This window comes from Streptomyces sp. NPDC015661 (assembly GCF_043077765.1).
Classification (GTDB): Bacteria; Actinomycetota; Actinomycetes; order Streptomycetales; family Streptomycetaceae; genus Streptomyces.
Window position 1 is genome coordinate 1 of sequence record NZ_JBIBST010000010.1, and the last position, 22468, is coordinate 22468.

Sequence of the window (22468 nt, forward strand, 5' to 3'; positions counted from 1 at the left end):
CGGTTACATTCCGAACCCGGAAGCTAAGCCTTTCAGCGCCGATGGTACTGCAGGGGGGACCCTGTGGGAGAGTAGGACGCCGCCGAACAATCATTAGCCTCAACCCCCGGACCATGTCCGGGGGTTGAGGCATTTTTGCGTTCTACGCTGTGGTCATGCGATACGACCTGGTCATCTTCGACAACGACGGTGTGCTCGTGGACAGCGAGCCGATCTCCAACACCCTGTTGGCCGGCTACCTCACCGAGCTCGGGCATCCCACCACGTACGAGGAGTCGGTGCGGGACTACATGGGGTCCGCCATGCACCGGATCCACGAGCTGGTCGAGGAGCGGAGTGGGCAGAGCCTGCCCGAGGACTTCGACGACGTCTTCCACGCGCGCGTGTTCGCCGCCTTCCAGGCGGAGTTGGAGGCTGTGGCCGGGGCCGGGGAGGTACTGAAGGGGCTTGCCGCGGCCGGGGTTCCGTACTGTGTGGCCTCCTCGGGGAGCCATGAGCGGATCCGGGTCGGGCACCGGAAGACCGGGCTTGACGTCCACTTCGGGGACGGGACCGTCTTCAGTGCCGAGGACGTCGGCCGGGGCAAGCCGTGGCCCGACCTGTTCCTGCACGCCGCCGCGCGGATGGGGGTCGCCCCCGAGCGGTGCGTGGTCGTCGAGGACAGCGGGCCCGGTGTGCAGGCCGCCCTGGCCGCCGGGATGGACGTGTACGGGTTCACCGCGATGACGCCGGAGGCCAAGCTCAGCGGGGCCAAGGGGTTCTTCCGGGAGATGGACGAGCTTCTCGCGATTTTGGGGTCCTGATCCATCTACCCAGCGGTAGGTTCCGGCCGTACGCTGTGCCGCCATGACGGATGCGCGGTTGAGGCGTGGGCGGGGATCCCTGGCGGTCAGTTTCTTCGTGCAGGGGGTCACCTTCGCCCTGCTCGTGACTCGAATACCGGCGATCCAGGACCAGTACGGGATCTCGGACGGGCTGCTGCCGGCCTTCCTGGCGGCAGTGCCGATCCTCGCGGGTGTGGCGAGTGTGGTGACCGAGAAGGTCGTCGCCAGGCTCGGTCCCGCGGTGGTCCTGCGGTGGGCGCAGCCCTTCGTGCTGCTGGCCCTCCTCTCCGTGGGCCTCGGGTCCGAGCTCTGGCACGCCGCGGTCGCCCTGGGGCTGTTCGGTCTTGCCGTGGGTGCCCTGGACGCGTCCATGAACATGCTCGGGGTCAGTCTCCAGCGGGCGTACGGGCGGAGCATCATGCTCGGTTTCCACGCCTCGTACAGCCTCGGCGGGATCGCGGGGGCCTCGCTGGCCTGGGTGGGGGCGCACTGGCATCTGTCGCTGTTCGTGTCGTACCTGCCGGTGGTGGCCGTGCTGCTGCCCGTCGCGTTGGTCGGCAGCCGGTGGTACGTGGCCGGTGGCGCGGAGGCCGGCGAGGTCGAGGCGGGGGAGGGGAAGGCGAGCGGTGTCGTCTTCAAGGTGCTGCTGCCGCTCTGCCTCGTGATGAGCTTCGCGTACATCGGGGACTCGACGGTCTCCAACTGGAGTGCCAAGTACCTCCAGGACGTGCTGCACAGCTCGGAGGAGCTGGCGACCGTGCCGTACAACGCGTACATGGTGACGACGCTGCTCGGGCGGGCCGTCGGGGACTTCGCGGTCCGGCGTTTCGGGGCCGTCGTGGTCGTCCGGGCGGGCGCGGTGCTCGCGGGGCTCGGGTTCGCGGTGGTCGCGGTGGCTCAGGGCGCCTGGCTGGGGATCGCCGGGTTCACGGTGCTCGGGTTCGGGCTGAGCGTGATCGTGCCGCAGACCTTCGCGGCGGCGGGGAGGCTGTTCCCGGGGGCCAGTGACGCGGCGGTCGCTCGGCTCAACGTCTTCAACTACGTGGGTTTTCTCGTCGGGGCTCCGCTGGTGGGGGCGCTCGGGGACGCGTGGAGCTATCGGGGGGCCATGCTGGTGCCGATGGTGCTGGTCCTGCTGACGGTGGTGTACGCCACGTCGTTCGGTTCGCGCGAGGCCCGATACCGTGGCGGGCATGAGCGGCCGCGCACTGTTGATGTGGGATGAAGCTGTCACGCAGTACGACTTCGGGTCCGAGCATCCGATGGATCCGGTACGGCTCGCGCTGACGATGTCGCTGGTGCGGGCCTACGGGCTCGACCGGGCGGTGGACGTGGTGGCGGCGAAGCCGGCCGGCGAGTCGACGCTGCGGCTCGTGCACCGCGAGGACTATGTGGCGGCGGTGCGGGCGGCCTCGGCGGATCCGCGCCACGCCGACCAGGCGTACGGGCTGGGCACGGTCGACGATCCGGCATTCGCCGGGATGCACGAGGTGTCGGCGCTGATCGCCGGGCAGTCGGTGGGGGCGGCGGAGGCGATCTGGCGCGGGGAGGCCGCGCACGCGGTGAACTTCGCGGGCGGGCTGCACCACGCCATGCCGGGGAGCGCGTCCGGGTTCTGCATCTACAACGACGCCTCGCTGGCGATCGCCCGGCTGCTCGAACTGGGTGCGGAGCGGGTCGCGTACGTGGACGTGGACGTGCACCACGGGGACGGGGTGCAGGCGGCGTTCTGGGAGGACCCGCGGGTTCTGACGGTGTCGCTGCACGAGCATCCGCGGACGCTGTTCCCGCAGACGGGGTGGCCGGAGGAGACGGGCGCGGCGGGGGCCGGTGAGGGCGGGGCCGTGAACGTGGCGCTGCCGGCGGGGACGGGGGACGCGGGGTGGCTGCGGGCCTTCCACGCGGTCGTGCCGGAGCTGATCGCGGACTTCCGGCCGCAGGTGCTCGTGACGCAGCACGGGGCGGACACGCACTTCGAGGATCCGCTGGCGCATCTGGCGGTGTCGTTGGACGCGCAGCGGGCGGTGCAGGAGGCCTGTCACGAGCTGGCGCACGAGTACGCGGAGGGGCGCTGGCTGGCGCTCGGCGGTGGCGGGTACGCGGTGGTGGACGTCGTACCGCGGTCGTGGACGCATCTGGTGGGGATCGCGGCGCACGCTCCGGTGGATCCGGAGTCGGTGATCCCGGCGTCCTGGCGGGACGAGGTGTACGCGCGGACCCGGCAGCTGGGGCCGGCGCGGATGACGGACGGGCGGTGGCCGGTGGGCTTCCGGGACTGGGCCGAGGGGTACGACCCGGCGGACCGGCTCGACCAGGCGGTGCTGGCGACGCGGAAGGCGGCTTTCCCGCTGCGGGGGCTGCTGGCCTAGGCGGTCTAGAACGTTCTCCTGGGCGTTACGCCGACTGTGGGGTGTCCGGGAGGTTTGGATCCCCGGCCGGTGGTGTTCCGGCAGCATCGGACGGGTGTTGAGTACCGGGGCGCTGCGGGCGCATCTGTTGGACGCGGGGTTGGCGGGCACGGTGGCGACCTCGCGGGAGGAGAACCTGCGGAGCTATCGGCTCTTCGCCGCGCGTGATCCGCGGGTGCTGCTCGGGCTCGACCCCGCCTGGGGGTGGGACGAGGCCGGTCTGCTGCGGCTGATGGCCGACAAGTGCGGGGTGTCGGGGGATCCGGCGCACCGGTCGGGGCCGGACGTGATCGATCCGGAGCGTACGGTGCGGGGGCTCGACGCCTTCGCGGCGCGCCTGGGCGCGGCGGCCGCGCGGCGGGTTCCGGTGCTCCTGGGGACGGGGCATCCGCACCGTCTGCTCGGTTTCTACGTCGCTCTCGCAGACGCCTTGTCGGCGGCGGGATGTCTTGTCCTCACACCGGCGCAGGGGCGATGTGTCGACATAACGACCCGGTTCGGCGTACGTACGTACCTCCTCGACTACGTACGCGGGGTCGCCCTGGTACGGGAACCCGGACCGTCCGGGGACGGGCGCGCGCCGGGGGCGCACTCCCACTCGCCGCTGCCGGTTAGGGCCGCTCTGGAGAGCGCGGCGGAGTGCGGCGGGCCGCTGCCGGAGCTCGTGGTGGGGGACCACGGATGGGTCTGCGGGGCAGGTCAGCTGGGTATCGAGGCCATCGGTCTCGCCGATACGGATGATCCGGCGCTGTTCGTCGGTGAGGCGGAGGGGCAGGTGTCGGTGGCCGTTCCGCTTGATGACGGCGTGCGCTCCGCCTCGTACCTCCCGCTGACGCGCTATGTACTCAATCGAGCGTGTCTGTCACGGTAAACGGCCGATGGCAGCTCCTCTTCCCCACTCGTACCACCCGCCCCTAGTCTGGAGAGTGAGCGCTCGGCGACGAAGAGTCACCGGAGGGGAAGCCGGTGGGCGTCGCGGCGGAAGGTACAGGTGGGTCATGGCTGCTGGCGAACGACCTCTCAACGAGGTCAAGTTTCTGACCGTGGCGGAAGTCGCCTCGGTGATGCGCGTGTCGAAGATGACCGTGTACCGCTTGGTGCACAGCGGTCATCTGCCGGCGATCCGGGTGGGCAGGTCCTTCCGGGTGCCGGAACAGGCGGTTCACGAGTACCTCCGGGAGTCCTTCGTGGGGGTGGGGACCGCGTAGCGAGCGCGCGGGCTCAAGAAGTCGGGAAAGCTCTGTTTGGCCCTCGGATTACAAGCGCGGTCCTCGGGACGGTAGGCTAGGCCGACGTAGGTCGTGTGGGCCCAGACGCCCCGCACCGATCCCCGCCGAGGCGGGGATGTTCCGAGAAGTGAGCGAGGGTAGTCGTGGGCTCTGTTATCAAGAAGCGGCGCAAGCGGATGGCGAAGAAGAAGCACCGCAAGCTGCTCAAGCGCACGCGCGTTCAGCGTCGCAACAAGAAGTAAGGCGACAGCTGCTTCGCAGCGTTTGTGCGTCAGGCGTGGCCCTTCACCGTTCGCGGTGGAGGGCCACGCCTTTGTCGTGTGTGCTTTTATCCCGTGGAAATGTCGAGGCGCTACGGTGTCGACCAACGGGAGTGACGGACGGAAGGCGCTGCTTTGGGCAAGGTCGTGCTCGTCACCGGTGCCGCCCGGCATCTGGGCGGCCGTTTCGTGCGGCGGATCCAGCGGGACCCGGAAGTGGAGCGGGTGATCGCCGTGGACGCGGTCGACCCCGCGCACCAGCTCGGCGCCGCCGATTTCGTACGGGCGGACATCCGCCGGCCCGAGATCGCCAAGGTCCTCGCCGAGCACGACGTCGACACGGTGGTCCATCTGGACGTCACCGGTACGGCGCTGGGCGGCGGCGGCCGGACGTCGGTCAAGGAGACCAACGTCATCGGCACCATGCAGCTGCTCGGCGCCTGCCAGAAGTCGCCGCGGATCCGGCGCCTGGTGATCAAGTCCAGTACGAGCGTCTACGGCTCCGCGCCCCGGGACCCGGCCGTCTTCACCGAGACGACGCCCGCGAAGTCCCTGCCGAGCGGCGGCTTCGCGAAGGACGCCGTCGAGGTCGAGGGGTACGTCCGGGGCTTCGCCCGGCGGCGGCCGGACGTGGCGGTGTGCGTGCTGCGGTTCGCGAACATCCTCGGGCCCCGGATCGACTCCCCGCTCGCCGAGTACCTGGCGCTGCCGGTGTTGCCGACCGTCCTCGGCTACGACCCGCGGCTGCAGTTCGTCCACGAGGACGACGTGATCGACGTCCTGCGCCTGGCGGCGCACGAGCCCCGCAGGGCGACCCAGAACAGCGGCACCTTCAACGTGGCCGGCGACGGGGTGCTGCTGCTCTCCCAGTGCGCGCGGCGGCTCGGGCGGCCGACGGTGCCGGTGCTGCTGCCCGCGGTCACCTGGGTCGGCACCGCCCTCCGTACGGTCGGCATCACCGACTTCGCGCCCGAGCAGATCCGGCTGCTCACCCACGGCCGGGTCGTCTCGACCGTCCAGACGCGGGAGGTCCTCGGCTTCTCGCCGCGCTATTCGACGGCGGAGGCGCTCGCGGACTTCGCGCGGGGGCGGGGACCGGGGCTGCTGCCGCCCGAGCTGCTCGCCGGGGCGGTGGACCGGCTCGCCGGGCGCCTCGCCGCCACCGACGCTTCCACCCTTCACCACGGCGCCTGAGGAGACCCGACTGCGATGGCGGACGCCAAGGTCATTCCGTTCGACGACGACCGCTCACGGGCCCGCCGGCGGCCCGCCAGGGCCGAGGGCGAGGCGGCGGCCGTACGGGCCCTGCCGGGGCCCAAGGAGGCGCCGGAGGAGCCGGGGGAGCCGGGGGAGCCGGAGGGGCTGTCCGGGGGCCCCGGGGGTCCCGCTTCGGCGTCCCCGGAGCCGGAGCCGGGCCCGGAGCCCGCGGCGCGTGGGGGGAGCGGCTGGGAGCGGCGGCTCGCGGGTGGGCTCGCCTTCCTGCGGCGGCGGGTCACCGGTGAGTACGAGGTCGACGAGTTCGGCTACGACGAGGAGCTCACCGACCAGGTCCTGATGTCGCTCCTGCGCCCGCTGTACGAGAAGTACTTCCGGGTGGAGGTGAAGGGCGTCGAGAACATCCCGGCCGAGGGCGGGGCGCTGATCGTCGCCAACCACTCCGGGACCCTGCCGCTGGACGGGCTGATGATGCAGGTCGCCGTCCACGACCACCATCCGGCGGGGCGGCACCTGCGGCTGCTCGCGGCGGACCTGGTCTTCGTGCTGCCCGTGGTGAACGAGCTGGCCCGCAAGGCGGGGCACACGCTGGCCTGTGCGGAGGACGCGGAGCGGCTGCTGCGCTCCGGCGAGATCGTCGGGGTGATGCCGGAGGGCTTCAAGGGGATCGGGAAGCCCTTCGGGGAGCGGTACAAGCTCCAGCGGTTCGGGCGGGGCGGCTTCGTCTCGACGGCGCTGCGGGCCGGGGTGCCGATCGTGCCGTGCTCGATCGTGGGCGCGGAGGAGATATACCCGATGCTCGGGAACGCGAAGACCCTGGCGCGGGTGCTGGGGTTCCCGTACTTCCCGCTCACCCCGACCTTCCCGTGGCTGGGGCCGCTCGGGGCGCTGCCGCTGCCGACGAAGTGGACGATCCAGTTCGGCGAGCCGATCCCGACGGACTCGTTCGCGCCGGAGGCGGCGGAGGACCCGATGCTGATGTTCAACCTGACGGACCAGGTGCGGGAGCAGATCCAGCACACGCTCTACAAGCTGCTGGTGCAGCGGCGGTCGGTGTTCTTCTGAGCCGTCGGAAGAGAAGAAGGGGCGCCCCCCGTCCGTGGGGGCGCCCCTTCTTCTTGTCAGCGAGCGTCCTCGCTGTCGATGCCGAGGCCTGGAAGCAGGCCCGGCAGGAGTGGCGGAAGCGTCACGTCCGGCACGTCCGGGGTCGACTCGCCGTCCGTGGGGGCCGTCGGTGTGCCCGTCGGTGAGGGGTTGAGCAGTCCGCCGGCGCTGCCGCCGAGGAGCCCGTCGTCCTCGGACGAGCCGGTGCCCGTGCTCGGGGTCGTTCCCGTGCTGGGCCCGGACGAGTGGCTCGGGGCGGAGTGGCTGCCCGAGGGGGACGTCTCCTGGCCGGACGGCGGACGCTGGGTGTCCGTGCCCTGGGTGTCCTTCGGGGCGCCGGGCCTGCTGCGCGGGCCTTCGGAGCCGATCGCGCCCTTCTCCGGGGTGCGGGGCAGCACCGACTGGAGCGGCTCGACGTCTTCGTCTATGGCGTCGAAGACCTCGGTCACCTCGCTGCCGACGTCCGCCAGCTGGACGGGGAGCCGGTCGCGGAGGCCGTTCCAGGTGTCCCGGTGGGCCTGGGCGAAGGAGTTGAGCCGGGCCATCGGGCCGATCTCGCCGTCCCGCTCGTACGCCGCGCGGAGCAGCCGGTGGCCCTCGGCGGCGTCGTGCTTCATTCCGCCCAGGACGCGGCGGATCTCGGCGAGCGACTCGTGGTCGAGTTCGCCGGCCCGGCCGCGCTCCATCAGCCGACGGGCCTCGCTGAGGCGGGTGGAGGCATGGTCGAGGTAGATGCCGCCGCGGTCCGCGTCGTCGTCCGCCAGGTCCAGCTTGATGTCCTCCATGCCTCGCTTGAGCCCGTAGAGCGAGTCACCCGGGAGGGCGTCGGAACTGGCAGCGGCCACTCCGCCGAACGCGCCCGCCGCCACACCGACCGTGAGGCCGCCTGCGGCGAGGCCCTTGGACCAGCGGGACCGGGGGCGCAGTCTCCGGAGCGGGGACGCCCGGTGGGCGCCCTTGCCGGTGGATGTCCGCTGCTCCGGCACCGTAGGGCCCGCGGAGGCGCTCCCCTCCATGAGCATCGCTTCCATGGCGGCGACGAGCTGGGCTCGTTGCACCACCTTGACCTCGGGGTCGAGCTGTGGCTTCGGCAGCTCGCCGAGGCCGTTCGCCAAGGCCAACAGCCGCCCCTGTTCGGCGGGTTCGGCCGGTTCCGCCGGGGCCTCCGGCTGCTCGGCCGCCGCGTCCTCGGACGCCCGGTCCTCCAGGGCCTGGGCGAAGGCGTTCGCCCGCCGGTGCACGTTCGCGATCACTGGCGGCACCTCCTCTCGTCATGACGGTCGACTCCCCGGGGTGTCCGGAAGGTTGCACACCTTGAGCACATCCACACGAAAGAGTGAGTGGCTGTGGACATGGCGTGACCACAGGGAGCCTGCATCCCGCACAACGAGCGGCGCGGCACTTGGGTTACGCGCGAAAGATGATCGGACCAGTGCGTCATCGAGTCGTCACCGACTGTGAGTTGGGCGGGGGTAGTGGGGACGTGGGGGGAGATGTGGGCATGGGGGCGCGGACCGGGACAGGGGGGCGCGTGTGGGGGGCGCGGAGCGGTCAGCGGGCGTCGTCCGGAAGGAGGCGGGCCAGGGTGCGGACGGCCCGGTACTGGAGGGTCTTGATCGCGCCCTCGTTCTTGCCCATGACCCGGGCGGTCTCGGCGACCGAGAGGCCCTGCAGGAAGCGCAGGGTCACACACTCCTGCTGCTGGGGGTTGAGGCGGCGGACGGCGTCGAGGAGCGCGGCGTTGGAGAGGGACTCCAGGACGGAGTCCTCGGGGCTGCGCTCGACCTCGTTGGCGTCGAGCATCTCGCCGGTGGTGACTTCGAGGCGGAAGCGGCTGGACTTGAAGTGGTCGGCGACCAGGTTCCGCGCGATGGTGACCAGCCAGGCGCCGAAGTCGCGGCCCTGCCAGGTGAAGGTGGAGATCCGGCGCAGGGCGCGCAGGAAGGTCTCGCTGGTGAGGTCCTCCGCCGTCGCCTTCCCGCCGACGCGGTAGTAGATGTAGCGGTAGACCGTGTCGCTGTACTGGTCGTACAGGCGGCCGAAGGCCTCGGCCTCGCCCGCCTGGGCGCGCTCGACCAGGTCCATCATGCGGGCGCTGTCGCTGTCGGCGGTGGGGCGGCGGGCGGTGGTCGAGGTTCCGGAGCCGGAGCGCGCGCCCCGTCTGCTCACGGCGGCGCCGCCGTCGGCCAGGGCGTAGCAAGGGCCGACGGGTGCCGGTGCGGCGAAGGCGAAGGCGGGGACAGGGCCGGCGTACGCGGTGGGGACGAAGCCGCGCAAGTGGTCGAGGACCGTTGCGCGCAGCGTAGCCAGGCCCGAGGTGTCAACCCCGACGTGTGGGTACACGGGACTCCCAGAGGCAGAGCTTCCATCACGTGCAGTGCGGGACCGTTCACCCGTCGTGGCGACGTGAGGGGTCCTTTGTGCGTCTGAGGAGAATAACGCTTCGTACAGGCGGCGCTACACCCAGTTGCTCAAATCACCGGTTACGTTGTTTCTGTTACTGCTTGTAGTCGCATCAAGTCGCAGTTCATGACTAGTTGTTGATCGGTTTGCTTCCGAGTGTGACTGCGTGCGCGTTGCGTTGTGCTCAAGTGCAGGGAGGGTGAGTGAACGGGGCCGCTGCGGGGTAAGGAGGGCGGAATGCCCGGGAGTCGACCTGTGCGGTGCTGTTCGACCACGGACGGGTGAGCGCGGCTGGTCCGGGGTTGTCGCAGATGATCGCGGCCGAAACGTATCGGCAGGGCGGCGGCGCGCCGCGGTGCGTGATCTCCGCGGGGCGCGTCAGTGGCGGCGGCGGTGCAGGGCGACCGCGGCGGCGGTGCCGCCGGCCAGCGCGCCCAGGCCCGCGGCCGCGGGGATGCCGACCTTGGCGGCCTTGCGGCCCGTCCGGTAGTCGCGCAGCCGCCAGTCCCGGGCCTTCGCGTGCTTGCGCAGCTTGGTGTCCGGGTTGATCGCGTACGGGTGTCCCACCAGCGACAGCATCGGGATGTCGTTGTGCGAGTCGCTGTACGCGGCGCAGCGGCCCAGGTCGAGGCCCTCGGCGGCGGCGAGAGCCCGTACCGCCTCGGCCTTCGCCGGTCCGTGCAGGGGTTCGCCGACCAGCTTGCCCGTGTAGACGCCGTCGATCGACTCGGCGACGGTGCCGAGCGCGCCGGTCAGGCCGAGCCGGCGGGCGATGATCGTGGCCGTCTCGACCGGGGCGGCCGTGACCAGCCACACCTTCTGGCCCGCGTCCAGGTGCGCCTGGGCGAGGCCGCGGGTGCCGGGCCAGATGCGGTCGGCCATGTACTCGTCGTAGATCTCCTCACCGATCGACATCAGTTCGGAGACGCGGTGGCCCTTGACGATGGACAGGGCGCTGTCGCGGGCGTCCTGCATGTGCTCGGGGTCCTCGACGCCGGCGAGCCGGAACCAGGCCTGCTGCCAGGCGAAGCGCGCGAGTTCACGGCGCTGGAAGAACTTCCGCTTGTACAGGCCGCGGCCGAAGTGGAAGATCGCGGCGCCCTGCATCACGGTGTTGTCGAGGTCGAAGAAGGCGGCGGCCCGCACGTCCCCGACGACCGGGAACTCGGGCTCGGCGGCCTCGGGTTCGGCAGCGGCGGACTCCTCGCGCTCCAGTTCCAGCTGGAGCGAGGACTTGCGCGCCGCCTCGGCGGCGGCCTCGCCTGCCAGGACGCTGCGCGCGGTGGCGGAGCGCCTACGGGGGGTGAGCCATCCCAGAGCGGCCATGCCGTTGAGCATAGCCAGTCTGTTCGGTACTTCCCGACTTGTGAGGATGCCGTGGTGTGAACAGTGGGGGACTCCACTGTTACCTGACGCCAGAATGGACGCCATGTTCGGACGTACGAAGAAGAAGGACGCCGGCGCGAAGGGCGGTCCCGCGTCGCGCACCGTGACGTTGATCGGCAAGCCGGGATGCCATCTCTGCGACGACGCCCGCGCGGTGATCGAGGCCGTGTGCGCGGAGACCGGAGCATCCTGGGAGGAGAAGGACATCACCTCGGACGAGGAGCTCCACCGGGCGTACTGGGAGCAGATTCCCGTGGTCCTCGTCGACGGCGAGCAGCACACCTTCTGGCGCGTGGACGCCGGGCGGCTCCGGCGCGAACTGGGTGCCTGACCGAAAGGCGGTTACCATCATGGACGTTTTGTTGGGTTTCGGGGGCGGCATCGTGAGGAGAGTGTGCGGCTTTGCCCCCTTCGGGATCTCAACGCTCTGACGCACGCCGCGGTTCCGGGACGATACGAACCGGCCGCGTGACCCCGGTCACTTTGGGCAGACAAAACGGACACCATCTTTGTGCACGCGTTCACAAAGACATAGCCTGCATTCGACGGGGCGGTCTTGGGACATATGGCCGCCTGCAGCCCCGCTCATCCCGCAGGAGCACCGTGGCAACTGGCCGAACTCACCGACCGGCGACCCGTAGCCGAGGAATTCCCGAGGCCACCGTCGCCCGGCTTCCGCTGTATCTGCGCGCACTCACCGCGCTCTCGGAGCGCTCCGTACCCACGGTCTCCTCCGAGGAGCTCGCGGCCGCGGCGGGGGTCAACTCCGCGAAGCTGCGCAAGGACTTCAGCTACCTCGGCTCGTACGGCACCCGCGGTGTCGGCTACGACGTCGAGTACCTCGTCTACCAGATCTCCCGCGAGCTGGGGCTCACCCAGGACTGGCCCGTGGTCATCGTCGGCATCGGTAACCTCGGCGCGGCCCTCGCCGGCTACGGCGGTTTCGCCTCCCGAGGCTTCCGCGTCGCCGCGCTGATCGACGCCGACCCCGCCATGACCGGCAAGCCGGTCGCCGGGATCCCCGTCCAGCACAGCGACGACCTGGAGAAGATCATCAGCGAGGACGGCGTCTCCATCGGCGTCATCGCGACCCCGGCCGGCGTCGCCCAGCAGGTCTGCGACCGGCTCGTCGCCGCCGGAGTCACCTCCATCCTGAACTTCGCCCCGACCGTGCTCTCCGTGCCCGACGGCGTGGACGTGCGCAAGGTCGACCTCTCCATCGAGCTGCAGATCCTCGCCTTCCACGAGCAGCGCAAGGCCGGCGAGGAGACGGGCGTCGAGGAGGCCCCCGACGCGGGCGCCGAGCCCGAGGCCGCCACGGCCGCCGTGCCGCCGGCCCCCCGCGGCGCCACGGGCGGCACCGGCCGCAAGGGACCCGACGGGGACGTTCCCGCGGTGATGCCGGCATGAGCCTTCTCGTCGTCGGACTGAGCCACCGCAGCGCCCCGGTCTCCATCCTGGAGCGGGCCGCGCTGTCGGCGGACACCCAGGCCAAGCTCCTCCAGGACACCCTCGCCGCCGAACCGGCCGCCGAGGGCACCGTCCTGGCCACCTGCAACCGCATCGAGCTCTACGCGGACGTGGACAAGTTCCACGCCGGTGTCGCCGAGCTGTCCACGCTGCTCGCGCAGCACAGCGGCGTCGGCCTGGACGAGCTCACTCCTTATCTCTATGTGCACTACGAGGACCGGGCCGTCCACCACCTCTTCTCGGTGGCCTGCGGGCTCGACTCCATGGTCGTCGGCGAGGGCCAGATCCTCGGCCAGATCAAGGACGCCCTCGCCCTCGGCCAGGACCTCCACACCGCCGGCCGGCTCCTCAACGACCTGTTCCAGCAGGCCCTGAGGGTCGGCAAGCGCGCCCACAGCGAGACCGGGATCGACCGGGCCGGGCAGTCGCTCGTCACCTTCGGCCTGGAGCAGCTCGCCCAGGGCACGGACGTCGACACCTGGGCCAAGGGCAAGAAGGCGCTCGTCATCGGCGCAGGCTCGATGTCCTCGCTCGCCGCCGCCACCCTCGCGCGCTCCGGCGTCACCGAGATCGTCATCGCCAACCGCACCCTGGCCCGCGCCGAGCGGCTCGCGCAGATCCTGAACGAGCCCGGGGGTACGGGAGTCGCCGCACGCGCGGCCGAGATGGTTGCCGTCGGCGACGAACTGACACGTGCCGACGTCGTCGTCTCCTGCACCGGCGCCACCGGACTCGTCCTCACCGGCGAGGCCGTCGAGGACGCCGTACGGGGCCGCGGGACCCCGCTTCACCTCCTCGACCTCGCGATGCCCCGCGACATCGACGCCGCCGCCCACCGCATCCCCGGTGTCCGGCTCGTCGACATCGAGTCGCTCGCCGAGGCCTCCGCCGACGCGCCCATGGCCGCCGACGTCGACCAGGTCCGGGGCATCGTCTCCGACGAGGTCGCCGCCTTCGGCGCCGCCCAGCGCGCCGCCCACATCACCCCGACCGTCGTCGCCCTGCGCACGATGGCCGCCGAGGTGGTCGCGGGCGAGGTCGCCCGCCTCGAGGGCCGCCTCCCCGGCCTCGACGACAAGCAGCGCGCCGAGATCACCCAGACCGTGCGGCGCGTCGTCGACAAGCTCCTGCACGCGCCGACCGTGCGGGTCAAGCAGCTGGCCAGCGAGCCCGGCGGCGCCGGGTACGCGGACGCGCTGCGGACACTCTTCGACCTCGACCCGGAGACGGTGGCTTCTGTCAGCCGGGCCGACCTGAATGACGCCGACGTCAAGAACCGAGGGCGAGTATGACCGAGAGGGCACTGAGGCTCGGGACCAGGCGCAGCAAGCTCGCCATGGCCCAGTCCGGGCACGTGGCCGACGCCGTCCGGCAGCTGACCGGCCGGCCCGTCGAGCTCGTGGAGATCACGACGTACGGGGACACCTCCCGGGAGCACCTGGCGCAGATCGGCGGCACCGGCGTCTTCGTCGCCGCCCTGCGCGACGCGCTGCTCGCCGGCGAGGTGGACTTCGCCGTGCACTCCCTGAAGGACCTGCCGACCGCACAGCACCCCGACCTGGTGCTGGCCGCGATCCCGCTGCGCGAGGACCCGCGCGACGTACTGATCGCCCGCGAGGGCCTGACGCTGGACCGGCTGCCCCGGGGCGCCCGGGTCGGCACCGGCTCCCCGCGGCGCATGGCCCAGCTCCACGCGTACGCACGCAACCACGGCCTGGACATCACCTGCGTCCCCATCCGCGGCAACGTCGACACCCGTGTCGGCTACGTCCGCAAGGGTGAGCTGGACGCCGTCGTCCTGGCCGCGGCCGGACTCAACCGCATCGGCGGGACCGACGAGCTCCTCGGCGGCCTGACCGCCGAGCCGCTGGCCGTCGACACCGTCCTGCCCGCCCCCGGCCAGGGCGCCCTGGCCGTCGAATGCCTGGCGTCGAACACCGAACTCGTCGCCGCGCTCGCGCCGCTCGACGACCCGCACACGCGGGCCGCCGTGACCGCCGAGCGATCCCTGCTCGCCGCCCTGGAGGCCGGCTGCTCCGCACCCGTGGGTGCGCTGGCCGACCTGCTGGCCGACGACCCCGGTCACGGGCAGGTTGTCACCGAGATGCGCCTGCGCGGCGTCGTCGGCACCACCGACGGCTCGACGCTGGTGCAGCTGTCCACCACCGGACCCGTACCCACCTCGCACGACGAGGCCCTGGCGCTCGGACGCGAACTCGCGGACGAGATGCTCGCCAAGGGTGCGGCCGGTCTTATGGGGGAGCGAGCACTTTGAGCCCCACCAGCCCGACCACCAGCCCCCTGTCCCCGGCCTTCGCGGGCCATGGGCACGTCACGTTCCTCGGCGCAGGCCCGGGCGACCCCGGACTCCTGACCCTCAGGGCCGTCGAGGCCCTCGCGGGCGCGGACGTCCTGATCGCCGAGCCGGAGGTGCTCGAGGTCGTTCGCGGCCATGCGCGCGTGGGGGTGAGCACGCCTGAGCTGACGGTTGTTGACGAGGCGTCAACAACCGCCGGAGTCCCCGTGTTGAGGGATGCGGCCAATCTTGTCATGGAGGCCGCGCGGGGCGGCAGGCGGGTCGTCCGTGCGGTGACCGGCGACCCCGGCCTCGACGGGAACGCCGGAGCCGAGATGCTCGCCTGCGCCGCCGAGGGCATCCCCTTCGAGGTCGTTCCCGGCGTCGCCACCGCCGTCGGCGTGCCCGCGTACGCCGGTGTGCCGCTGCGCGACGCCCAGGGCACCGACGTGCGTTTCGTCGACGCCCGCACCGCCGACGAGCGGTGCTGGGCGGAGGTCGGTGCCTCCGACGGGACCGTCGTCGTCTCCACGTCCTTGGACTCGGTCGCCGCGGCGGCGAGTGAGCTGGTGGCGGCTGGCCGTAAGCCGGACACCCCGCTCACCGTCACCATCGCGGGTACGACGACCCGCCAGCGCACCTGGAACGCGACGCTCGGCACCATCGCCCAGGTCTTCAAGCAGGGCAAGGTCCTCCCCTCGCCCGAGGGCCACCGGCCGGTCATAGCCGTGGTCGGCGAGCGCAGCGCCCCGGCGCAGCGGGACCAGCTGTCGTGGTTCGAGTCGAAGCCGCTCTTCGGGTGGCGGGTCCTCGTGCCGCGCACCAAGGAGCAGGCCGCGTCGCTCTCCGACCAGCTGCGTTCGTACGGCGCCGTGCCGCACGAGGTGCCGACCATCGCCGTGGAGCCGCCGCGCACCCCGCAGCAGATGGAGCGGGCCGTCAAGGGGCTCGTCACCGGACGGTACGAGTGGATCGCCTTCACCTCGGTGAACGCGGTGAAGGCCGTACGGGAGAAGTTCGAGGAGTACGGGCTCGACGCCCGCGCCTTCGCCGGGATCAAGGTCGCGGCGGTGGGCGAGCAGACCGCCGCGGCGCTCGTGGACTTCGGCGTGAAGCCGGACCTCGTGCCGTCGGGCGAGCAGTCCGCGGCGGGTCTCCTTGAGGACTGGCCGCCGTACGACCCGGTCTTCGACCCGATCGACCGCGTCTTCCTGCCGCGCGCCGACATCGCGACCGAGACGCTGGTCGCGGGGCTCATCGAGCTCGGGTGGGAGGTCGACGACGTCACCGCCTACCGGACCGTACGGGCCTCGCCGCCGCCGGCGGACACGCGGGAGGCGATCAAGGGCGGCGGGTTCGACGCCGTTCTCTTCACCTCGTCCTCCACCGTGCGGAACCTCGTCGGCATCGCCGGCAAGCCGCACAACGTGACCGTCATCGCCTGCATCGGGCCCGCCACGGCGAAGACGGCCGAGGAGCACGGGCTCCGGGTCGACGTGCTCTCGCCGGAGCCGTCCGTCCACAAGCTCGCCGAGGCGCTGGCGGACTTCGGTCTGCGGCGGCGGGAGTCGGCGCTCGAGGCGGGGGATCCGGTGACGCGGCCGTCGGAGCGGAGGCCGGGGGCGCGGAGGCGTCGGACGACGTAGCGGTTGCTTTCTGGCGCGGGGCGCGGGTCTCTCACGGGACCCGCGCCCCGCCCTGTTGTGGGCCGCGCTCCGCCGCCCCGTGTGCCCACCGTCCCGCCCCGGCGGGACGATTGCCCACACGGGGGTGCGTCGTCCTGGCGGGCGTGGCGCGGGCGGGGTGGGCGGCAACATTGTGTCGGTAAGTGCACTGTTTGTGCGGGCGTAGCCTCAGAGGATGAACTCGTACGGATCCTTTCCCGGGGCACGCCCGCGGCGGCTGCGGACGACGCCCGCCCTGCGCCGGATGGTGGCCGAGACGCGGCTGCATCCCGCCGACCTGATCCTGCCCGCGTTCGTGCGCGAGGGGATCACCGAGCCCGTGCCGATCCAGGCCATGCCCGGGGTCGTGCAGCACACGCGGGACACCCTGCGGAAGGCCGCCGTGGAGGCGCTGGAGGCCGGGGTCTCCGGGATCATGCTCTTCGGCGTGCCCGAGGACGCGAAGAAGGACGCCGCCGGCACCGCCGGCACGGACCCCGACGGGATCCTCCAGGTCGCCATCCGCGACGTGAAGGCCGAGGTCGGCGACGACCTCGTCATCATGTCGGACCTGTGCCTGGACGAGTTCACCGACCACGGTCACTGCGGCGTCCTCGACGCCGACGGCCGCGTCGACAACGACGCCACCCTGGAGCGGTACGCCGAGATGGCCCAGGTCCAGGCCGACGCCGGCGTCCACGTCGTGGGCCCCTCCGGGATGATGGACGGGCAGGTCGGGGTCGTCCGCGACGCGCTGGACACCATCGGCAAGGAGGACGTGTCGATCCTGGCCTACACGGCCAAGTACTCCTCCGCCTTCTACGGGCCCTTCCGCGAGGCCGTCGGGTCCTCCCTCCAGGGCGACCGCAAGACCTACCAGCAGGACCCCGCCAACCTCCGCGAGTCGATGCGCGAGCTCGCGCTCGACCTGGAGGAGGGCGCCGACATGGTCATGGTCAAGCCCGCCGGGCCGTACCTCGACGTGGTCGCCAAGGTCGCGGCCTCGGTGGACGTGCCCGTGGCCGCGTACCAGATCAGCGGTGAGTACTCGATGGTCGAGGCCGCCGCCGAGAAGGGCTGGATCGACCGCGACAAGGCGATCTTCGAGACCCTCACCGGCATCCGCCGCGCCGGCGCCCAGCTGATCCTGACGTACTGGGCGACCGAGGTCGCCCAGAAGCTGTCCGCCGCGCGCTAGTCCCACCAGAAGCGCCACACCGGGGCGTTCAGCAGCGCTTCCCGGGCGTACTCGCGCAGGGTGTCGTAGTGCCCCTGCGTGATGTTGTCCGGGCAGAACGCGAAGTGCTCCGCCGCCACCGCCTCGGCCTCCTCCGGAGTCCGGGGCGGTGCCGCGACCGAGACCAGCAGTTCGCCGGGGGTGAGCGCCACGACCCGGGCACCGAAACGGTCCTCCCAGGAGCGCAGCACCGTACACAGGCGGGCCACGTCGTTCTCGTGGTTCAAGGGCCCCGTCCAGCCGATGACCGCCGGTATGTCGGCACTGCGCCGCGCCGGGACCAGAGCCGGGTGGGCCTCCGCCTGCCAGGTGCCCGGCTCCGTCAGCGCCTCCGCGATCGCGGCCGCCGCCCGGTCCGGATCGGTGCGCAAGGGCAGGGCCGGAGCCAGGCCCGGCCATCCCGCGGCGAACGGGGCCACGACCTCCGCGTAACCCGGCTGCTCGCCGAACAACGCCTCCACGGCCGCCGTCACCTGCGGGTCCCGGTCCTCCTCGGGTATCTCCTCGGCCGCGTAACCGTCCCAGAACCCGGCGAGCACCTCCTCGGCGTCGTGGTCCGCCGGGTCGCTCATCATCTCCGGCATCAGATGCCACCCGTCCAGGTCGCAAGGCCCGCCCAGCAGCACCGGCAGCAGCCCCGCCATCCGCGCCGCCGGCCGCAGAGCCGCCCATGCCGCCGGGCCCGCCGGGCCGTCGCCCGACCAGAGGTACGGGGCGTCCGCCGGGCCCGTCAGGGCGCCGGGCGGGAGGTCGAGGCCGAGGGAACGACCGGTCGGATCGGACACGAGCCTGGGCAGCTGGTTCGGGATCATCGCCATGATCAGAAGCTACGGGGCGCCACTGACAACGGCCCGGGGCGAGTGGTGGGGGCGCACCGTACGGCGCACTCTGGAGAAGTAGCCGACAGGTACCTCGGTGGAGGTGGTCCTCATGATGCACACGCTTGTCGGATGGCATGTGGAGATGGAGTTCAAGGAAGAGGGTGACCGGACGCGGGCCGCGGCCATGGTCCGGCTCACCGACGGCACCGAGTTCCGGGCCCACGGCACCGCGAACCGGCACCCGTCCGATCCGGACCAGCTGCGCGTGGGCGAGGAGATCGCCGGCGCGCGGGCCCTGATGGACCTCGCCTCGCAGCTGCTGCAGAAGGCCCACAAGGAGATCGACGAGGTTTCCGGCCGGACCTCGCACCCCATCGGCCGCTGACGACGAAGCCCCCGGCACGTTGTTTCCCGTACCGGGGGCATCGCCTTCGAGGCGTCGGAGACGTCAGGGGCGTCAGAGGCGCTCGGGCGTCCGGATGCCCAGCAGGGCCATGCCCTGGTGCAGCGTGCGGGCCGTGAGGTCGCACAGGAAGAGACGGTTCTCGACCTGCTCCGGGGTGTCCGCCTTCAGGACCGGGCACTCCGAGTAGAACGTCGTGTACTGCGAGGCCAGCTGGTACAGGTACGCCGCCAGCTTGTGCGGCGCGTACTCCGCGGCCGTCTCGGCGATCAGCTCGCCGAAGCCGTCCAGGTGCAGACCGAGCGCCCGCTCCGAGGGCGCGAGGGCCAGCTCCCGGTGCGCGGCCGGCTTCGCGTCGCCCGCCTTGCGCAGGATCGACTGGATACGGGCGTACGCGTACTGGAGGTACACCGAGGTGTCGCCGTTCAGCGAGACCATCTGGTCCAGGTCGAACTTGTAGTCACGGGCCGCCGAGGTCGACAGGTCCGCGTACTTCACCGCGCCGATGCCCACCTGCGCACCACGCTCGGCGATCTCGGCCTCCGTGAGGTCCTGGGCCTTCTCGCGGACCACGGCCGAGGCACGGTCGATCGCCTCGTCCAGCAGGTCCACCAGCCGCACCGTCTCGCCCTCACGGGTCTTGAACGGCTTGCCGTCCTTGCCCAGGACCGTGCCGAAGGCCAGCTGGACGGCCTTCACCTCGTCGTTCAGCCAGCCGGCCCGGCGGGCCGTCTCGAAGACCATCTTGAAGTGCAGCGACTGGCGGGCGTCCACCACGTACAGCAGGGACGTCGCCTTCAGGTTCTGCACCCGGTCCCGGATCGCCGACAGGTCCGTCGCCGCGTAGCCGAAACCGCCGTCGGACTTCTGGACGATCAGCGGCACCGGGTTGCCGTCCGGGCCCTTCACGTCGTCGAAGAACACGCACAGCGCGCCCTCGGAGCGGACGGCGACGCCCGACTCCTCCAGGATCCGGCAGGTCTCCACCAGCATGTCGTTGTAACCGGACTCGCCGACGACGTCGCCGTCCCGGATGTCCATGTCCAGCTTGTCGAAGACCGAGTAGAAGTAGATCTTCGACTCGTCGACGAACCGCTGCCAGAGCGCCAGGGTCTCCTCGTCGCCCGCCTGGAGGTCCACGACCCGGGCACGCGCCCGCGTCTTGAACTCCTCGTCGGAGTCGAACAGGGCCCGCGAGGCCTTGTAGAGACGGTTCAGGTTGGACATGGCCTCCTCGCCGGAGACCTCCGCCCCCGAGGAGTGGTCCAGCTCGTGCGGGTGCTCGATCAGGTACTGGATGAGCATGCCGAACTGGGTGCCCCAGTCGCCGATGTGGTGGCGCCGGACCACCGTCTCACCGGTGAACTCCAGGATCTCGACCATCGCGGCGCCGATCACGGCCGACCGCAGGTGGCCGACGTGCATCTCCTTCGCCACGTTCGGCTGGGCGTAGTCGATGACCGTCGTGCCCGCCGACTCGTTGAACGGCACGCCGAGACGCGCGTCCGCCGCACGGGCCGCGAGGGTGTCGATGATCGCCGCGTCCGTCACCGTGATGTTCAGGAAGCCGGGGCCCGAGACCTCGATCTCCTTCAGCACGTCGTTCGCCGGGATCGCCTCGACGACCTTCGTCGCCAGCTCACGCGGATTGCCCTTGAGCTGCTTGGCCAGCGCCAGGATGCCGTTGGCCTGGAAGTCGGCCCGGTCGCTTCGTCGGAGCAGCGGGTCGGCGGACGCGGCGTCCGGCAGGGCTGCCGAGAGGCCGTCCGCGAGGCGCTGCTGCACGGTCGAAGCGAGGGAAGGGACCGAGGCCATGAGCTTCCGTTCCTGTCGAGATCGGTGGGTCTAATTCGCTTGTCAAGTGTCCCATGGCGGCGCAACGTGATTTCCCCACCTGTGGACAACCTCGGAGAGCGGTCTTCCGTCTGGGAGAATGGCTCGTGCAGGGCACCACACCGCCCATGCGGTGGCACCACCCCGGAAGAAACTCAGGAAGAAGGACGTACCGACCGTGGCTCAGAGCAGCACCGAGACCGACTGGGTCTCCCGTTTCGCGGACGAGGTCATCGCCGAGTCGGAGCGACGTGCGCCTGGCAAACCGGTCGTCGTCGCCTCCGGCCTCTCCCCGTCCGGCCCGATCCACCTCGGCAACCTCCGCGAGGTCATGACCCCGCACCTGGTCGCCGACGAGATCCGCCGCCGCGGGTACGAGGTCCGGCACCTCATCTCCTGGGACGACTACGACCGCTACCGCAAGGTGCCGAACGGCATCGAGGGCATCGACGCGTCCTGGGCCGAGCACATCGGCAAGCCGCTGACCTCCGTCCCGGCCCCCGCCGGCTCGCCCCACCCGAACTGGGCCGAGCACTTCAAGGCCGCCATGGTCGAGTCGCTCGCCGAGCTGGGCGTCGAGTACGACCCGATCAGCCAGACCGAGCAGTACACGGCGGGCACCTACCGCGAGCAGATCCTGCACGCGATGAAGCACCGCGGCGACATCGACGCCATCCTCGACCAGTACCGGACGAAGAAGGCCCCGAAGAAGCAGTCCCAGAAGCCCGTCGACGAGGCCGAGCTGGAGGCCGAGGAGGGCTCCGGCGCCGCCGCCGAGGACGACGGCTCCGGCGGCACCTCGGGCTACTTCCCGTACAAGCCGTACTGCGGCCGGTGCGAGAAGGACCTGACGACGGTCACCTCGTACGACGACGAGACCACCGAGCTCGCCTACACCTGCACCAACTGCGGCTTCGCCGAGACCGTCAAGCTCAGCGAGTTCAACCGCGGCAAGCTGGTGTGGAAGGTCGACTGGCCCATGCGCTGGGCCTACGAGGGCGTCATCTTCGAGCCCTCCGGCGTCGACCACTCCTCGCCCGGCTCCTCGTTCCAGGTCGGCGGCCAGATCGTCCGCATCTTCGACGGCGTCCAGCCCATCGGCCCCATGTACGCCTTCGTCGGCATCAGCGGCATGGCCAAGATGTCCTCCTCGAAGGGCGGCGTGCCCACCGCGGCCGACGCGCTGAAGATCATGGAGCCCCAGCTCCTGCGCTGGCTCTACGCCCGCCGCAGGCCCAACCAGTCCTTCAAGATCGCCTTCGACCAGGAGATCCAGCGGCTCTACGACGAGTGGGACAAGCTGGAGGCCAAGGTCGCCGACGGCTCCGTCCTGCCCGCCGACGCGGCGGCCCACTCCCGTGCCGCCCGCACGGCCGCCGGTGAGCTGCCGCGCACCCCGCGCCCGCTCCCGTACCGCACGCTCGCCTCGGTCATGGACATCACGGCCGGACACGACGAGCAGACCCTGCGGATCCTGACCGAACTCGACCCCGAGAACCCCGTCACCACCCTCGACGAGGTCCGGCCGCGCCTCGACCGCGCCGAGAACTGGATCACCAACCAGGTCCCGGCCGACCAGCGCACCATCGTCCGCGACGAGCCCGACACCGCACTCCTCGGCACCCTCGACGACGAGGGCCGCGAGTCGCTCCGCCTCCTCCTGGACGGCCTCGACACCCACTGGTCGCTCGACGGGCTCACCACCCTCGTCTACGGCGTCCCGAAGGTCATGGCCGGCCTCGACCCCGAGGCCAAGCCCACGCCCGAGCTGAAGCTCGCCCAGCGTGCCTTCTTCGCCCTGCTCTACAAGCTCCTCGTCAGCCGCGAAACCGGCCCGCGCCTGCCCACGCTGCTGCTCGCGGTCGGGGCGGAGCGGGTGCGCAAGCTGCTCGCTGCCTGAGCCGTCGAACTGAGC

The 22468-nt window shown here is 71.3% G+C and carries 21 protein-coding genes and 1 rRNA gene; 17 read left to right on the top strand and 5 right to left on the bottom strand.

Features of this window, described 5'->3' with window-relative positions:
* The 9 genes from rrf to ACF07V_RS26150 all read left to right on the top strand — a co-directional run.
* Window positions 1–88, top strand: a 5S ribosomal RNA gene (gene rrf, locus ACF07V_RS26110); the annotation flags it as partial.
* A 67-nt stretch (window positions 89–155) separates the two neighbouring features.
* Entirely contained in the window at window positions 156–803 is a 648-nt protein-coding gene (locus ACF07V_RS26115; RefSeq protein ID WP_392157649.1) for an HAD family hydrolase, read from the top strand.
* A gap of 43 nt (window positions 804–846) precedes the next feature.
* Entirely contained in the window at window positions 847–2049 is a 1203-nt protein-coding gene (locus ACF07V_RS26120; RefSeq protein ID WP_392157651.1) for an MFS transporter, read from the top strand.
* The gene (locus ACF07V_RS26125) at window positions 2018–3193 is read left to right on the top strand and encodes an acetoin utilization protein AcuC (protein ID WP_392157653.1); all 1176 of its coding nucleotides are present in this window, start codon (window positions 2018–2020) and stop codon (window positions 3191–3193) included. The genes ACF07V_RS26120 and ACF07V_RS26125 overlap by 32 nt, the downstream gene beginning before the upstream one ends.
* A gap of 94 nt (window positions 3194–3287) precedes the next feature.
* A complete protein-coding gene (locus ACF07V_RS26130; protein WP_392157655.1) occupies window positions 3288–4103 on the top strand; it encodes a phosphatase in 816 nt (271 codons plus the stop codon).
* Window positions 4104–4230: 127 nt separating this feature from the next.
* Complete coding sequence (locus ACF07V_RS26135) at window positions 4231–4440, top strand: helix-turn-helix domain-containing protein (protein ID WP_015034391.1); 210 nt, start codon at window positions 4231–4233, stop codon at window positions 4438–4440.
* A gap of 164 nt (window positions 4441–4604) precedes the next feature.
* Window positions 4605–4703, top strand: a complete 99-nt coding sequence (locus ACF07V_RS26140; protein WP_003948845.1) for a 30S ribosomal protein bS22 — start codon at window positions 4605–4607, stop codon at window positions 4701–4703.
* A 153-nt stretch (window positions 4704–4856) separates the two neighbouring features.
* Window positions 4857–5915: an NAD-dependent epimerase/dehydratase family protein gene (locus ACF07V_RS26145; RefSeq protein WP_392157656.1), complete on the top strand. Its 1059-nt coding sequence runs from the start codon at window positions 4857–4859 to the stop codon at window positions 5913–5915.
* Window positions 5916–5930: 15 nt separating this feature from the next.
* On the top strand, window positions 5931–7001 hold the full coding sequence (locus tag ACF07V_RS26150; RefSeq protein ID WP_392157658.1) for a lysophospholipid acyltransferase family protein: 1071 nt from the start codon (window positions 5931–5933) through the stop codon (window positions 6999–7001).
* 56 nt (window positions 7002–7057) lie between these two features.
* On the opposite strand, the gene ACF07V_RS26155 is transcribed toward ACF07V_RS26150, so the two are convergent.
* From ACF07V_RS26155 to ACF07V_RS26165, 3 genes are all read right to left on the bottom strand, one after another.
* Window positions 7058–8293: a DUF5667 domain-containing protein gene (locus ACF07V_RS26155; RefSeq protein WP_392157660.1), complete on the bottom strand. Its 1236-nt coding sequence runs from the start codon at window positions 8291–8293 to the stop codon at window positions 7058–7060.
* A 298-nt stretch (window positions 8294–8591) separates the two neighbouring features.
* Window positions 8592–9383: an ECF subfamily RNA polymerase sigma factor, BldN family gene (locus tag ACF07V_RS26160; RefSeq protein ID WP_392157662.1), complete on the bottom strand. Its 792-nt coding sequence runs from the start codon at window positions 9381–9383 to the stop codon at window positions 8592–8594.
* Window positions 9384–9821: 438 nt separating this feature from the next.
* Window positions 9822–10769: an HAD family hydrolase gene (locus ACF07V_RS26165; protein ID WP_392157664.1), complete on the bottom strand. Its 948-nt coding sequence runs from the start codon at window positions 10767–10769 to the stop codon at window positions 9822–9824.
* A gap of 94 nt (window positions 10770–10863) precedes the next feature.
* Between ACF07V_RS26165 and ACF07V_RS26170 the strand changes: the two genes are divergently transcribed.
* The 6 genes from ACF07V_RS26170 (at window position 10864) to hemB (ending at window position 17457) form a co-directional block, all read left to right on the top strand.
* Entirely contained in the window at window positions 10864–11160 is a 297-nt protein-coding gene (locus ACF07V_RS26170; protein ID WP_392157666.1) for a glutaredoxin family protein, read from the top strand.
* 272 nt (window positions 11161–11432) lie between these two features.
* Window positions 11433–12239: a redox-sensing transcriptional repressor Rex gene (locus tag ACF07V_RS26175; protein WP_392157668.1), complete on the top strand. Its 807-nt coding sequence runs from the start codon at window positions 11433–11435 to the stop codon at window positions 12237–12239.
* Window positions 12236–13591 (top strand): glutamyl-tRNA reductase, encoded by a 1356-nt coding sequence (locus tag ACF07V_RS26180; RefSeq protein ID WP_392157670.1) that lies wholly within the window; start codon window positions 12236–12238, stop codon window positions 13589–13591. The genes ACF07V_RS26175 and ACF07V_RS26180 overlap by 4 nt, the downstream gene beginning before the upstream one ends.
* Window positions 13588–14574 (top strand): hydroxymethylbilane synthase, encoded by a 987-nt coding sequence (hemC, locus tag ACF07V_RS26185; protein ID WP_392157672.1) that lies wholly within the window; start codon window positions 13588–13590, stop codon window positions 14572–14574. Before ACF07V_RS26180 ends, hemC begins: the two co-directional genes overlap by 4 nt.
* On the top strand, window positions 14571–16241 hold the full coding sequence (locus tag ACF07V_RS26190) for a uroporphyrinogen-III synthase (RefSeq protein WP_392157673.1): 1671 nt from the start codon (window positions 14571–14573) through the stop codon (window positions 16239–16241). Before hemC ends, ACF07V_RS26190 begins: the two co-directional genes overlap by 4 nt.
* Window positions 16242–16455: 214 nt before the next feature.
* The gene (gene hemB, locus ACF07V_RS26195) at window positions 16456–17457 is read left to right on the top strand and encodes a porphobilinogen synthase (protein ID WP_392157675.1); all 1002 of its coding nucleotides are present in this window, start codon (window positions 16456–16458) and stop codon (window positions 17455–17457) included.
* On the opposite strand, the gene ACF07V_RS26200 is transcribed toward hemB, so the two are convergent.
* Window positions 17454–18314 carry a DUF4253 domain-containing protein gene (locus ACF07V_RS26200; RefSeq protein WP_392157676.1) on the bottom strand — a complete coding sequence of 287 codons (861 nt, stop codon included), beginning with the start codon at window positions 18312–18314 and terminating at the stop codon, window positions 17454–17456. The two genes, hemB and ACF07V_RS26200, sit on opposite strands and share 4 nt — an antisense overlap.
* 115 nt (window positions 18315–18429) lie before the next feature.
* Here ACF07V_RS26200 and ACF07V_RS26205 point away from each other — a divergent pair, with 115 nt between their 5' ends.
* Entirely contained in the window at window positions 18430–18702 is a 273-nt protein-coding gene (locus ACF07V_RS26205) for a DUF1876 domain-containing protein (protein ID WP_392158144.1), read from the top strand.
* Between the two features lie 72 nt (window positions 18703–18774).
* Here ACF07V_RS26205 and argS read toward each other — a convergent pair whose 3' ends face one another.
* Entirely contained in the window at window positions 18775–20535 is a 1761-nt protein-coding gene (argS, locus tag ACF07V_RS26210; protein ID WP_392157678.1) for an arginine--tRNA ligase, read from the bottom strand.
* 196 nt (window positions 20536–20731) lie between these two features.
* Between argS and lysS the strand changes: the two genes are divergently transcribed.
* A complete protein-coding gene (gene lysS, locus ACF07V_RS26215; RefSeq protein ID WP_392157680.1) occupies window positions 20732–22453 on the top strand; it encodes a lysine--tRNA ligase in 1722 nt (573 codons plus the stop codon).
* Window positions 22454–22468: the final 15 nt, after the last annotated feature.

Bases quoted from the DNA above. Each gene is read 5' to 3' on its own strand.
- hemC (WP_392157672.1), top strand. From the start codon at position 13,588: ATGACCGAGAGGGCACTGAGGCTCGGGACCAGGCGCAGCAAGCTCGCC.
- ACF07V_RS26165 (WP_392157664.1), bottom strand. From the start codon at position 10,769: ATGGCCGCTCTGGGATGGCTCACCCCCCGTAGGCGCTCCGCCACCGCG.
- argS (WP_392157678.1), bottom strand. From the start codon at position 20,535: ATGGCCTCGGTCCCTTCCCTCGCTTCGACCGTGCAGCAGCGCCTCGCG.
- ACF07V_RS26180 (WP_392157670.1), top strand. From the start codon at position 12,236: ATGAGCCTTCTCGTCGTCGGACTGAGCCACCGCAGCGCCCCGGTCTCC.
- ACF07V_RS26125 (WP_392157653.1), top strand. From the start codon at position 2,018: ATGAGCGGCCGCGCACTGTTGATGTGGGATGAAGCTGTCACGCAGTAC.
- ACF07V_RS26200 (WP_392157676.1), bottom strand. From the start codon at position 18,314: ATGGCGATGATCCCGAACCAGCTGCCCAGGCTCGTGTCCGATCCGACC.
- ACF07V_RS26135 (WP_015034391.1), top strand. From the start codon at position 4,231: ATGGCTGCTGGCGAACGACCTCTCAACGAGGTCAAGTTTCTGACCGTG.
- ACF07V_RS26120 (WP_392157651.1), top strand. From the start codon at position 847: ATGACGGATGCGCGGTTGAGGCGTGGGCGGGGATCCCTGGCGGTCAGT.
- ACF07V_RS26170 (WP_392157666.1), top strand. From the start codon at position 10,864: ATGGACGCCATGTTCGGACGTACGAAGAAGAAGGACGCCGGCGCGAAG.
- ACF07V_RS26205 (WP_392158144.1), top strand. From the start codon at position 18,430: ATGCACACGCTTGTCGGATGGCATGTGGAGATGGAGTTCAAGGAAGAG.
- ACF07V_RS26150 (WP_392157658.1), top strand. From the start codon at position 5,931: ATGGCGGACGCCAAGGTCATTCCGTTCGACGACGACCGCTCACGGGCC.
- ACF07V_RS26115 (WP_392157649.1), top strand. From the start codon at position 156: ATGCGATACGACCTGGTCATCTTCGACAACGACGGTGTGCTCGTGGAC.
- hemB (WP_392157675.1), top strand. From the start codon at position 16,456: ATGAACTCGTACGGATCCTTTCCCGGGGCACGCCCGCGGCGGCTGCGG.